This window comes from Algoriphagus sp. 4150 (genome assembly GCF_031457395.1).
In the GTDB taxonomy this organism is placed as follows: Bacteria; Bacteroidota; Bacteroidia; order Cytophagales; family Cyclobacteriaceae; genus Algoriphagus.
The window spans coordinates 104,064-116,486 of sequence record NZ_JAVDWS010000006.1; the positions used below are offsets into that span (position 1 = coordinate 104,064).

The following is a 12,423-nucleotide window of genomic DNA, read 5'->3' on the forward strand; positions in this document are numbered from 1 at the left end:
AGAAAATCAAGCCGTAACATAAATAAATTATTGGTTTTTTGATGAATCTTCATGAATTTATAGGTCAATAAACCCCTAGAAATCATGAAAACTGCATTACTTCTCTTCTCAACTATATTATTCTTTGGTTTGGCAAATGCTCAAAGCCTTGACGGAGCATGGAAACTCACCCATCAAGATGGCAAGGAAGTAAAGGATAAGGAATACATCAAAATCTACCAGGATGATTATTTTGCCTTTGGGGCAAAACAGGTTGCTGACAATCATTTCGTGGGTGCAGGTGGTGGTCCTTTTACTTATGAGGGAAGAGAATATGTAGAAACGCTGGACTTTTTCACCCTGGATTCTTCTCAGGTAGGGAATTCCACTTCATACACTTTGGATTGGGCTAATGAAAAAATGGTTATTTCTTCCGAAATCAACGGAAAACTGCTGGTGGAAATCTGGGAAAAAATTTCAGATGCGAAAGATGACCTTACCCGAAACTGGGTAATCACCGGCCGAAAAAGAAATGACGAAATATCCCGATCCACGCCCGGAACCAGAAGAACCGTCAAAATCCTCAGCGGAGGCAGATTTCAGTGGATTGCTTTCAACTCAGAAACCAAAGAATTCTCAGGAACCGGAGGCGGAACTTACTCTGCGGAAAATGGAAAATACGTAGAGAATATCACGTTCTTCTCCCGGGATGACAGTCGTGTAGGCGCTAGTCTGGATTTCGACTATGAGGTAAAAGCCGGTGAATGGCACCACAGCGGACTGAGCTCTAAAGGTGACCCTATCTATGAGATTTGGACACCTTATGCGATAGGGTATAAAGGAAAATAAAAATCCCAATAGTTACTTTACTCATTTCAAATCTCTCTTTTTCAAATAATCCGAAATAGCTATGCGCTCCCCACTGTCAGCTAGTTTGGACTCGTCATAAAGTCTGATATCCTCTAGTTTTTCCAGGATTTTTTCATACTCATCAATCGGCACAATGACAGCAACTTTATTTCCTTGAGGATCAGTGACAAATCGATGTTTTTGATAATAAGTTTCCATGATGAAATTTAAACAAAAAGATACACATAATGTGTATCCAAATGAATGCACGTACTAGAATTATATCTGGGTCAGGCCTGAAAAAATCTCTCCACGACAGTCGTCGGGACAGGCTCTCGTCCTCCGCCGCGGCAGACGGAATTGCCAAATTTGAACTTCTAGCATTAATTCTAAGGACGTACGTGCAGCTAAGAGGATACACATATTACACATTCTTACCGTCTGGAAAACAAAGAAGGAGCCTTTTGAGCCCCTTCTTTGTTTTTTTATGCTTCTACCACGTAAAGCTCCTTCAGTTTCCCTACTGTATAATCTACTTCCTCTATGGTGTTGAATCGACTGAAAGAGAAGCGAACAGCATCTCTCTCCGCGGTATGGTTGATCGCTCTAAGCACATGCGAACCCACTGTAGCTCCCGAACTGCAAGCTGATCCGCCTGAAGCAGAAATACCCTCCAAGTCCAGATTGAACAGCAACATCCCACTATTTGCTTCAGAAGGAGGCAAGCTCACACTCAACACTGTGTATAGACTGTTGTCCATATCAGCAGAAAGCCCATTGAAATCCACCCCCGGTATCTCCCGAATAAGGCTTTGGATAAAATGTTTTTTGATTGCTTCCACGTGAAGTTGGTGTTCCGCCATATCTTCATAGGCGATTTCCAGTGCTTTTGCAATTCCGATAATCCCGATAACATTTTCGGTTCCTCCACGCATATTTCTCTCCTGCGCTCCACCGTGAATCAAAGGATGGATTTTCTTATCCTTTTTCACATAAAGAAATCCTGAACCTTTTGGTCCGTGAAACTTATGCCCTCCCGCCACGATCGCATCCACAGGCAGAGATTTCAGATCATGGACATAGTGCCCCATGGTCTGAACTGTATCCGAATGGAAAAATGCACCGTATTCTTTCGCAAGTGATCCAATGTGGCTGAGATCATTCAAATTTCCTATCTCATTATTCGCATGCATCAGCGAAACCAAACTCTTGGGATTTTCCTTCAGTAAATCCTCCAGCTGGCGCATATCCAATTCCCCTTTATCACTCACGTCCAGCATACTGAGTTTGACATGTCCCTTTTTCTCGCACATTTCCAAGGTGTGCAAGACGGCATGATGCTCCAGGGGGGAAGTGATTGCATGGGTGATGCCATGGCTTTCGATCCCGCACACAATAGCAGTATTGTCTGCTTCGGTACCGCCTGAAGTAAAGAAAATTTCTGCAGGAGTAGCATTTAGCAACTCAGCCACCTTTTTTCTAGATCGCTCTATAGCCGTCCTGACTTCTCTACCAAAGCTGTGGACAGAAGAAGGGTTACCATAATGATTTCTCATAAATGGAAGCATGGCATCGATCACCCGATCATCCATAGCTGTTGTAGCTGCGTTATCCAAATAAACTTTCATTCTACTCGTGTTGGGTTGTATATTCTTTATGATAAGCTGATTTAAACCATAGAAGCATTCACCACCTCTTTGATATCGGCAATTAGCTTTTTGGCTAGATGCTCAGCCGTTGCTTCTGATTCAGACTCGGAATAAATACGGATAATCGGTTCTGTATTCGACTTCCTCAAGTGTACCCATTCCTTTTCAAATTCGATTTTGACACCGTCAATATCATTGATAGGATGGTTTTTATACTTCTTCTTGATTTCAAGCAATATATTATCCACATCGATCTCAGGAGTGAGTTCAATTTTATTTTTTGAAATGTGATAATTCGGATAGGTTGCACGAAGTCTGGAAATTGACTTGCCAAAGTTGGCTAGGTGAGTCAAAAACAACCCAATTCCAACTAATGCATCCCGTCCATAATGAGACGTTGGATAGATGATTCCACCGTTACCTTCACCGCCGATCACGGCATCCACGGCTTTCATCTGATTGACTACGTTCACTTCTCCTACGGCAGAGGCATTGTAAACCCCACCTCTTTTCTCAGTCACATCACGAAGTGCGCGCGTAGAGCTTAGATTGGAAACTGTATTCCCCAGAGTCTTTGACAGCACATAATCTGCCACAGCGACCAAGGTATATTCTTCTCCGAAGGCAGATCCATCTTCATTGATAAATGCCAATCTATCCACATCAGGATCCACCACAATACCCAGATCGTAGCTTCCTCTTTCCAATTTCTGGGAAATATCTCTCAAATTCTCAGGCAATGGCTCCGGATTGTGCGGGAAATGCCCATCAGGTGTACAGTACATTTCTTCAATCTCCGTCACCCCCAAAGCTCTCAAAAGCATAGGTACCGCTATTCCGCCTGTGGAATTTACCGCATCCACCACTACTTTGAAATTCCGGGCTTTGATCGCTTCTACATCTACCAATTCCAGCCCCAACACATGCTGGACATGGCGCTCAATGTAATCGCTGATTTGAGAATAGCGCCCGAGTTTTTTTACTTCTGCAAAGGAAAAATCCTCCTTTTCAGCTTTCTCCAAGATAGCCTTTCCCTCAGCATCTGAAATAAATTCTCCTTTTTCATTCAAAAGTTTAAGCGCATTCCACTGTGCGGGGTTATGACTGGCAGTAAGGATAATCCCCCCTCCGGCTTTTTCCAATGGAACAGCAAATTCCACAGTAGGTGTAGTACTCAAACCCAAGTCGATCACATGGATACCCAAACCTTGTAGTGTAGCTGAAACCAAACCGGAAACCATTTCACCGGAGAGACGGGCGTCTCTTCCTATTATTACTTTGGGATTTTTTGTTTTCTCAAGTACCCATGCTCCATAAGCTGCGGTAAACTTGACAATATCAATGGGAGTAAGTCCATCGCCGGCTTTACCGCCGATAGTTCCTCTGATGCCAGAGATTGATTTAATTAGTGACACGTACAATAATTTGATTAGGTTAAAAACTGATAAATCCTGCCGGCTGACAGGATTACTTTTACTTGAATTTAGCCAGAACCTTGTCCACTTCATTGTCTGGATTGCCACAGCTGCTACTTGCATCTACAGTTTTCCCACAATAACCACAGGTTCCGCCTTCTTTATTCAAATAAGGATTTTGAGAGGCACAAGTGCCCTTGAATTCGCCGTTTTTAAGGAATAAAAGCCTTACCGACATCAAAATGAAGAATAAAGCAACGAAACCAAGTGTTAGAAATACGGTTGTCATAACGGATAAATTTGCGCAAATTTAAGGCTTTACTTCGAAAACGTTTCTAATTACAGCATAGTTTCCTCACCCATGACAAATTTGAGTACCCGAGCCGAGAAATTGGCAGCTTTCGACAGACTTCTTACCATCATGGATGAACTCAGAGAGCAATGCCCCTGGGACAAAAAACAAACCACAGAAAGTCTTAGACACTTAACTATAGAAGAAACTTTTGAACTTTCTGATGCAATACTCGAGGGTGATCCTGATGAAATCAAGAAAGAATTAGGTGATATTCTCCTTCACATCGTATTCTATGCAAGAATCGGATCAGAAGAAGGCAACTTTGATATGAAAACGATGATAGATGAGCTTTGCGAGAAGCTGATCAGAAGACATCCCCATATCTATGGAGACACTCAGGCGGACAATGAAGAAGCCGTAAAGCAGAATTGGGAGAAAATAAAGCTTACCGAGAAAGGCAATAAATCTGTACTTGGAGGCGTACCAAAATCACTCCCCGCACTGATCAAAGCAATGCGTATCCAAGAAAAAGCGCGGGGAGTAGGTTTTGACTGGGAAGAGAAAAGTCAGGTCTGGGAGAAAGTGGAAGAGGAAATGCAGGAATTCAAACAAGAATTCAACGTTGCAGATACTATGGAGATCGATCAGGAAAAAGCCAGTGGAGAATTCGGAGACTTGTTGTTTTCTCTGATCAATTATGCCAGATTTATAGATATCAATCCGGAAGAGGCATTGGAACGGACAAATAAAAAATTCATCAAACGTTTTCAGTACTTGGAAACAGCCGCAAAGGATTCAGGAAAAAGGCTTAGCGAAATGACGCTGGCTGAGATGGATGTGTATTGGAATGAAGCGAAAAGGAAGTAAGCAGTCGCAGTCGCAGTCGCAGTCGCAGTCGCAGTCGCAGTCGCAGTTAAAAACAATTGGAGTTATAGAAAAACAGGTTCCGAAAACATAAATTATTGAATAAGAATGTCGAATAAAATCATCTTCACTAAAGAAGCTCCCGCCCCGATCGGCCCCTATTCTCAGGCAGTATTGGCAGGAAATACGCTCTATGTCTCCGGTCAGATTGCCTTGGATTCAGAGACTGGCGAATTGATCAACGAGAATATCACGGAAGAAACCCATGCAGTGATGAAAAATCTGGAAGCTGTCCTCAGAGCTGCCGGTTTCACTTTCGGGGATATTGCCAAATGCAGTATTTTCATCAAAAACATGGATGAGTTTGGCACCATCAATGATGCGTACGGTCAGTATTTCAAATCAAACCCTCCTGCCAGAGAAACAGTAGAAGTAAGTAAGCTCCCCAAAAACGTCAATGTAGAAATCTCCTGCATTGCTGTGAAATAGCAAATTTTGAATCTTTTCCCCTACGATAGCGAAACCCTAGTCAGCGCCCTTTCCAAAGAAGAGGTGCTAACACACCTGAATAAGGTGACGCGGGAGGTGAATTACCTCGACCCAAGATCCCAAGCCAGAGGAGACATCCTCTTCAATGGGTTGGTAGGGAAAAAAGGATTTAGAATCTCAAAAGTTGTAAACAGAGGGGACACATTTCTCCCTTTGATTTTGGGGAAAATTGAAGCCACTCCACGGGGATGTATTCTATTTATCAATTACCGCATGTTTCCGGGCGCACTTTTTTTCATCGCATTTTGGTCCATCATTTTGTTGGCATTCACGCTAGTTTATTTATTTCTTAACCCCAACTACGGATATGCCATCATCTGTTTTTTAGTAGGCTTAGTCAATTACATAATAGCCATGTATTTCTTCAACAGGCAAGTGAAAGCATCCCGAAAAGTTTTCCACCAATTGATCAATTTCCAAATGAAGGATTAAGCCTTCTATTCTTAGGGAAAAATGGCTTTTGGGCTTAATTTAGCACCGCAAAAAAGATTCAATAAAACATACTATAATGAGCATCCGCATAGAGAAAGACACCATGGGGCCTGTAGAGGTTCCTGCTGACAAATACTGGGGCGCGCAGACCCAAAGATCCATTAACAACTTCAAAATCGGCGGTGAGAAAAACCGCATGCCTATAGAAATCACCAAAGCTTTTGCGATTTTGAAAAAAGCCGCGGCGCTGACCAATGCGGAGTTGGGGGTATTGGACCAAGCCAAAGCAGATATTATCAGCAAAGTATGTGACGAGATTTTGGAAGGACAACACGACGACCAGTTTCCGCTGGTAATCTGGCAAACCGGGTCCGGTACTCAATCCAATATGAACTCCAACGAGGTGATCGCTTATCGTGCCCATGTGCTGCTTGGTGGTTCTTTGGAAGATGCAAAAAAGAAAATTCATCCAAATGACGATGTAAACAAATCACAGTCATCCAATGACACCTACCCGACAGCTATGCACATCGCTGCATACAAAATGGTGATGGAGACTACGATCCCGGGAGTAGAAAAACTCAGAGACACACTTGCCGAAAAAGCTGAAGCGTTCAAAGACGTAGTGAAAATCGGCCGCACGCACTTTATGGATGCGACTCCTCTCACGCTTGGCCAAGAGTTTAGCGGTTATGTAGCGCAGCTTAATCACGGCTTAAAAGCCCTAAAAAACACCTTAGCTCATTTATCAGAATTAGCTTTGGGCGGTACTGCCGTTGGAACAGGACTGAATACTCCAAAAGGGTATTCTGAGCTGGTAGCAAAGAAAATTGCTGAGCTATCCGGTCAGCCATTTGTGACTGCCGAAAATAAATTTGAAGCCCTGGCTGCGCATGATGCCATGGTAGAAACTCACGGAGCGCTGAAGCAACTGGCAGTTTCGCTAATGAAAATTGCAAATGACGTAAGAATGCTTTCCTCCGGACCTAGATCCGGAATCGGTGAGATTTTGATTCCCGAAAACGAACCCGGATCCTCCATTATGCCCGGCAAAGTCAATCCTACCCAAGTAGAAGCTTTGACCATGGTTGCCGCCCAAGTAATGGGAAATGACGTTGCCATTTCCATCGGGGGCTCAAATGGGCATTTTGAATTGAACGTATTCAAGCCCCTGATTGCTTCCAACTTCCTTAACTCTGCCCGTCTGATCGGTGATGCATGTGTATCATTCAATGATCACTGTGCTGTAGGTATTGAGCCAAATACAACACTGATTCAGAGACACTTGGAAAATTCACTGATGCTGGTAACTGCTCTGAATCCGCACATCGGATATGAAAACGCAGCTGCTATTGCCAAGAAAGCACATAAAGAAGGTACAAGCCTGAGAGAAGCGGCCATCGCTTTGGATTTGCTTACTTCGGAGCAATTCTCTGAGTGGGTGAAACCTGAAGAGATGACCGGAAGCCTGAAGTAGGATTCAGTTTACCCCAAAAACAAAAATGGCTCCGTCGCATTGACGGGGCCATTTTTGTTTTTACATATATAGCTGATTTTCTGCCAGTAGGGGTTCAAAAGCGATATAAGAGATAGCAAATTCAAGAATTGCCACTCTCACCTACACCTTAATACTAAAAACCGAGTAACCCTGAACAACCAAGAGAGATAATAATGAAACGATTAATTTAACCGTCCAGAAGACAAGAATGTGACAACCAAAATCAGGTAAGGTCAAGGCACCGTCATCGGTCTTCTAGCCAGTAAACAAGGGGAATTACGGCTACTGGCATCGTTTGGCGATTCGTTTTTATCTTTTGAACTTTTTAAATTGTTTAGTGCTGTTCGGTGTCATTAAATTGCCAAAGCACATTTACAATTTTCCAAGTTCCATTTAATTTGACAATGTGCATATAGTCAATCCATTCGTCAGCAATTAATTTTACAGAGGCTGTCCGCTCCGAAACATCAAGCATTTTCACCTCTTTCTTTGGCGAGGATGGAAACTTATCACCATTCTTATTATAGCTTTCGGCAAGTAAGACCATAGCTTCAGTAGTTGTCTCCCGAACATAGTCTTTACCTGTTGCTTTGTCTTTCCAAAATGTCCTCTTTACCATTCTTGGGTGCAAGGCACGTCCCATTTGTAAAGGATTTGGTTTGTGTTGTGATTCAATGTAATCAAGAGCCGCTTGTTTTATTTCTAGGCTGTCTTGCTTAGTCTGTCCAAAAATAGTATTGCCTGTCAGAAGTAATACAAGGCTTAAAAAGAGAAATCGTATGGTCATTCTGTTGGCAATTATTAGTTTTAAAAACTTTTTTTAATGCTTAGTTGTTAGTCGTTTTACAATGACCGCCAACATTGCGGATAATCATACCAAGCTACTATTTCTAATCATTAGGAGTCAACGGAATCATTAGGAGTCAACGGATTTGACTTTCTTATCAAGCCATCCGGCAATTCTCCTTCGGTGCTTGCTACAATAGTACAAACTGTGGCATCGCCGGTGACATTCACCACCGTCCGGAACATATCCAAAATACGGTCAGGAGCAATAATCAATGCAATTCCTGCAGCAGGCACGCCAATAGATTCCAATACGATGATCAGCATAATCAATCCCGCTCCGGGAACTCCCGCAGAACCTATTGATGCGAGCGTGGCGGTCAATACGATCATCAACTGCTGAGTCAAGCTCAATTCCATCCCCAAAGCCTGCGCAATAAATACTGCCGCAACGCCTTGGTAAAGGCTGGTTCCGTCCATATTCACCGTGGCTCCCAAGGGCAGTACAAAGCTGGAAACCTCTTCCGAAACACCCAATTCTTCTTCCACTTGCTTCATCGTGACAGGAAGAGTAGCAGAACTAGAACTGGTAGAGAACGCTAACAATTGGGCAGGTCTAATTGCTTTGAAGAAATCCTTGTATTTAACTTTGGTGAATGCCATCAAAATCGCCGGATAAACTACCAAAATCATGGTAAACAATCCTCCCAATACTACCAAGCTATATTTCAACAATGCCATCAATAGCTGTAGTGCCGAGTCCGGGTTTTCTCCGGCAATTTCCACGATCAAAGAAGCCATCAAAGCAAATACCCCATAAGGAGCAATCATCATGATGTAGTTCACGATCTGGATAATGACATCATTCATCCCGTCAAAAAATGCTATAACAGGCGCTGCCTTACTCTTTTGTACTTGCAAAAGAGCAATCCCCACAAGAATAGCAAAGAAAACCACCTGTAGCATGGCCGCATTGTCTGTTGTGGCTCTGAAAACATTCTCAGGAACGATATCCACCAACGGCTTCAGCGGACCTTGCTCCTGCAATTTTGCCGCTTGCCCCACTCTTGATCCTGCATCCCCCTCATACAAAGACATAAGGTTCTCCCGGGTTTCAGGAGGCAAACTTTTGCCGGGCTTAAACACATTTACCAGCACCAAGCCAATTGTGATTGCCAAGACGGTGGTACACAGATATGTCCCAATTGTTTTTCCGCCGATTCGACTCAATTTGGATATATCTCCCAAATTAGACACTCCGACTATCAGCGATGCCAATACCAACGGCACGGCGATCATTTTCAGGCCATTGATGAAAATCGTCCCAAATGGCTTGATATAATTTATCGTAAAAGAATTCGGAATGGAAGTTTTAATGACAACTAAACCAAAAATCAACCCCAGAACAAGTCCGATGATAATTTGGGTATGTAAGGGTATCTTTTTAAACATCATATTTGGGTTAGAAGTCTTGCAGTTTATTGCTTTTTGCCAACAAAATATAATCAGCTATGACCAAAGCCGCCATTGCTTCCACGATCGGTACGGCCCTAGGCACTACGCATGGATCATGACGGCCCTTTCCGGAGACCACCACAGAGTCACCTGCTTCGTTCACTGAGTCCTGATCCCTCATTATAGTAGCTACCGGTTTGAAAGCCACATTGAAATATATATCCTCTCCATTGGATATTCCGCCCTGAATACCTCCGGAATGATTGGTCAAGGTACGTACTGAGTCCCCTTCCTGGACGAACGTATCGTTGTGCTCAGATCCCCTCATTTTCACCCCCTCAAAGCCGCTTCCATATTCGAACCCTTTCACGGCATTGATGCTTAGCATAGCTTTACCCAGCTCGGCATGCAGCCTGTCAAATACCGGCTCCCCTATCCCAACAGGAGTGTTTTTGATCACGCAGCTCACTACTCCGCCTATGGTATCCCGATCTTTTCGTACAGAATCGATCAATTCTATCATTTCCTCAGCGACTAGCGGATCGGGGCATCTCACGATATTTTCCTCGGCCTTTGTGAGGTCTAATTCAGTGTAGCTTTTGCCCAACTTCAAATCACCTACCTGAGAGACATAGGCTTGAATACTGATTCCTTTAGTCTCCAAAAGCTGCTTTGCGATCGCCCCCGCTACCACGCGGGCAGCCGTTTCTCTGGCGGAGCTTCTTCCTCCTCCGCGATAATCTCTTAGTCCATACTTTTCGAAGTAGGTAAAGTCTGCATGGGACGGACGAAACTTGTCCGAAATATGAGAGTAGTCCTTACTTTTCTGATCGGAATTAGCAATCACAATTCCAATGGGAGTACCGGTAGTCACTCCTTCAAAAACACCCGATTTGATCTCAAATTCGTCTTCTTCCTTACGTTGAGTGGTGATTTTGGACTGACCCGGCTTCCTTCGCTGCATCTCTGCGATAAGTTTATCCTCATCTATTTTCAGTCCTGCGGGGCATCCTTCGATGATTACCCCCAAAGCCAATCCATGTGACTCACCATACGTGGTGATCTTGAATAGCTTTCCAAATGAATTGCCCATTATCTCTTTCTGATTATCAATACAGCCAACAATGCCACTGCTATAAGCAGTAAAACGTTGATTGCGACCGTAAAATAGTATTTATATTTCTCGTTTAAAAACCGGTTGTCTTCCGTGGGTATCCGGTCATAAAGGCCTCCTAAACGCTGGCTGGAAATTGCCTGATTGACTTTACTCTCCCCCACCACAGTGATCTTCGCCTTCGGTCTCAGGGTATCATATACCGCACGCTCAGGATCAAAGTATATCCATTCAAAATTCTTCCCAAGATCTATCTCTCCTGCTTCATTGATGGTGATGTAATAATTGAATTCTTTGATTCCCGATACCCGGCCGTAGCCACGGTTGATCTGCTGGCGTACGTTTGGATCATAGGTATTCAGATTGGCAGTGGAGAGTCTTTTGGGAGCTGATACCGCATTGATATTACCGACACCGCTTATCCCGAAATTGTAGTCAAATCCCTGACCGGTTTCCACTTCAATTGATGTGATGTTTTCTCTAATCTGAAACTTCCCCACACTTACCTCATTTTTCAAAGGATGCGGCGGAAGAGGCTTGACTTTTATCGTTTTTGGAGTAGAAAAGAAGGTCTTGAAATCCTCTTGTCTATTTGCCCCAAAGAAACTCGGGTTTTTGGCAATTTTATATTTGACCATCTCCCACGGTATTCTTGGGATAGCTATTTCTCCTTCGGAAAAAGGGAAAAAAGTAGCCTCATACACCTTGAATTTTGTCCATCTTTTCCCGTTGATTGTGACTTGTTCCGGATCGATATTGCTGATGTTGAAATTTTCTTCCCAGACATTTTTAGGCTTTATCTTCTTCAATATATCATCCAGCTGTCTACCCGGCTCATGAAAATTAAACTGAGCTTGATTGGATTCGGATATGTAAAATGCCAAACTCAGATCGAATCCCTCCCCTTGATAGACCTCTTCTTTATCCACAGACACCGCAAAGAAAGCATCATCTTCCAGCTCCACATATTCGGGATCTTCCACAGCCGGCCGCCCAAAGAAATCCGCAAAAGGATCAGTAGCTGAGCCCCGTCCACTGCCGGCACTTGCCGCATCTCCCACAGTGATTTTTTTTCCTGGAGAAGAATAAGACTGGCCATTGATAGCAAGCTCAAATGAAGGCAATGTAAACTCTCCCTTTCTAGTTGGCTTATAATACTGGATGATGCTGTTGGAACTACTCATCTGTCCGTTGATCAGGTTCATAGAGGAGGATTGGGAAATCCCCTGCTTCTGAAAACCCGGTATATCCGGAAACTGGTCGTAAGATTTGATTTTCTCGTTGCTGAGTGTTACTTTGATAGTGAAAGTTTCATTCAAACCGATCTCAGCAGGTCCAAGCTCAATCTGAACGTCCTGAGCTATAGCCCATCCTGAAAATAAGATTAGGCCACATACGAAAATGAATTGGGCAAGCGTTTTAATCATGGTTGCGAAAATAGGGAATATTCTACTCTTTGATTTCTAAAATAACGCAACATATGGATAAATGCCTCCGTATTGAAACTTAAAATCAGTTAAAACCCTAAACTCTTTAGA

Annotated in this window: 13 protein-coding genes; 5 read left to right on the forward strand and 8 right to left on the reverse strand. The window is 43.3% G+C overall.

Annotation, left to right across the window (positions count from 1 at the left end; translation table 11 throughout):
- Window positions 1-84: 84 nt before the first annotated feature.
- Window positions 85-828, forward strand: coding sequence for a hypothetical protein (locus J2X69_RS10575; RefSeq protein ID WP_310102752.1), 744 nt, complete (start codon window positions 85-87; stop codon window positions 826-828).
- Between the two features lie 21 nt (window positions 829-849).
- Here the strand turns inward: J2X69_RS10575 and J2X69_RS10580 are convergent, their stop codons facing one another.
- The 4 genes from J2X69_RS10580 to J2X69_RS10595 form a co-directional block, all read right to left on the reverse strand.
- Window positions 850-1,047 (reverse strand): hypothetical protein, encoded by a 198-nt coding sequence (locus J2X69_RS10580; protein WP_310102757.1) that lies wholly within the window; start codon window positions 1,045-1,047, stop codon window positions 850-852.
- 266 nt (window positions 1,048-1,313) lie between these two features.
- A complete protein-coding gene (locus J2X69_RS10585; RefSeq protein WP_310102760.1) occupies window positions 1,314-2,456 on the reverse strand; it encodes a cysteine desulfurase family protein in 1,143 nt (380 codons plus the stop codon).
- Window positions 2,457-2,497: 41 nt separating this feature from the next.
- Window positions 2,498-3,892 (reverse strand): phosphoglucosamine mutase, encoded by a 1,395-nt coding sequence (gene glmM, locus J2X69_RS10590; protein ID WP_310102765.1) that lies wholly within the window; start codon window positions 3,890-3,892, stop codon window positions 2,498-2,500.
- Window positions 3,893-3,950: 58 nt separating this feature from the next.
- Window positions 3,951-4,181, reverse strand: a complete 231-nt coding sequence (locus J2X69_RS10595) for a hypothetical protein (protein ID WP_192347109.1) — start codon at window positions 4,179-4,181, stop codon at window positions 3,951-3,953.
- Between the two features lie 72 nt (window positions 4,182-4,253).
- Here J2X69_RS10595 and mazG point away from each other — a divergent pair, with 72 nt between their 5' ends.
- The 4 genes from mazG to fumC all read left to right on the forward strand — a co-directional run bounded on the left by mazG (window position 4,254) and on the right by fumC (window position 7,509).
- Window positions 4,254-5,054: a nucleoside triphosphate pyrophosphohydrolase gene (gene mazG, locus J2X69_RS10600; protein ID WP_310102770.1), complete on the forward strand. Its 801-nt coding sequence runs from the start codon at window positions 4,254-4,256 to the stop codon at window positions 5,052-5,054.
- Window positions 5,055-5,159: 105 nt separating this feature from the next.
- Window positions 5,160-5,540: a RidA family protein gene (locus tag J2X69_RS10605; RefSeq protein WP_310102774.1), complete on the forward strand. Its 381-nt coding sequence runs from the start codon at window positions 5,160-5,162 to the stop codon at window positions 5,538-5,540.
- Window positions 5,541-5,546: 6 nt separating this feature from the next.
- Entirely contained in the window at window positions 5,547-6,032 is a 486-nt protein-coding gene (locus tag J2X69_RS10610; protein ID WP_310102777.1) for a hypothetical protein, read from the forward strand.
- Between the two features lie 76 nt (window positions 6,033-6,108).
- Complete coding sequence (fumC, locus tag J2X69_RS10615; RefSeq protein WP_310102781.1) at window positions 6,109-7,509, forward strand: class II fumarate hydratase; 1,401 nt, start codon at window positions 6,109-6,111, stop codon at window positions 7,507-7,509.
- A gap of 355 nt (window positions 7,510-7,864) precedes the next feature.
- On the opposite strand, the gene J2X69_RS10620 is transcribed toward fumC, so the two are convergent.
- From J2X69_RS10620 to J2X69_RS10635, 4 genes are all read right to left on the reverse strand, one after another.
- A complete protein-coding gene (locus tag J2X69_RS10620; protein ID WP_310102784.1) occupies window positions 7,865-8,317 on the reverse strand; it encodes a nuclear transport factor 2 family protein in 453 nt (150 codons plus the stop codon).
- Between the two features lie 110 nt (window positions 8,318-8,427).
- On the reverse strand, window positions 8,428-9,768 hold the full coding sequence (locus J2X69_RS10625) for a dicarboxylate/amino acid:cation symporter (protein WP_310102787.1): 1,341 nt from the start codon (window positions 9,766-9,768) through the stop codon (window positions 8,428-8,430).
- A gap of 10 nt (window positions 9,769-9,778) precedes the next feature.
- Window positions 9,779-10,864, reverse strand: a complete 1,086-nt coding sequence (aroC, locus tag J2X69_RS10630) for a chorismate synthase (protein ID WP_310102790.1) — start codon at window positions 10,862-10,864, stop codon at window positions 9,779-9,781.
- On the reverse strand, window positions 10,864-12,312 hold the full coding sequence (locus J2X69_RS10635) for a BatD family protein (protein ID WP_310102793.1): 1,449 nt from the start codon (window positions 12,310-12,312) through the stop codon (window positions 10,864-10,866). Before J2X69_RS10635 ends, aroC begins: the two co-directional genes overlap by 1 nt.
- Window positions 12,313-12,423 lie beyond the last annotated feature (111 nt).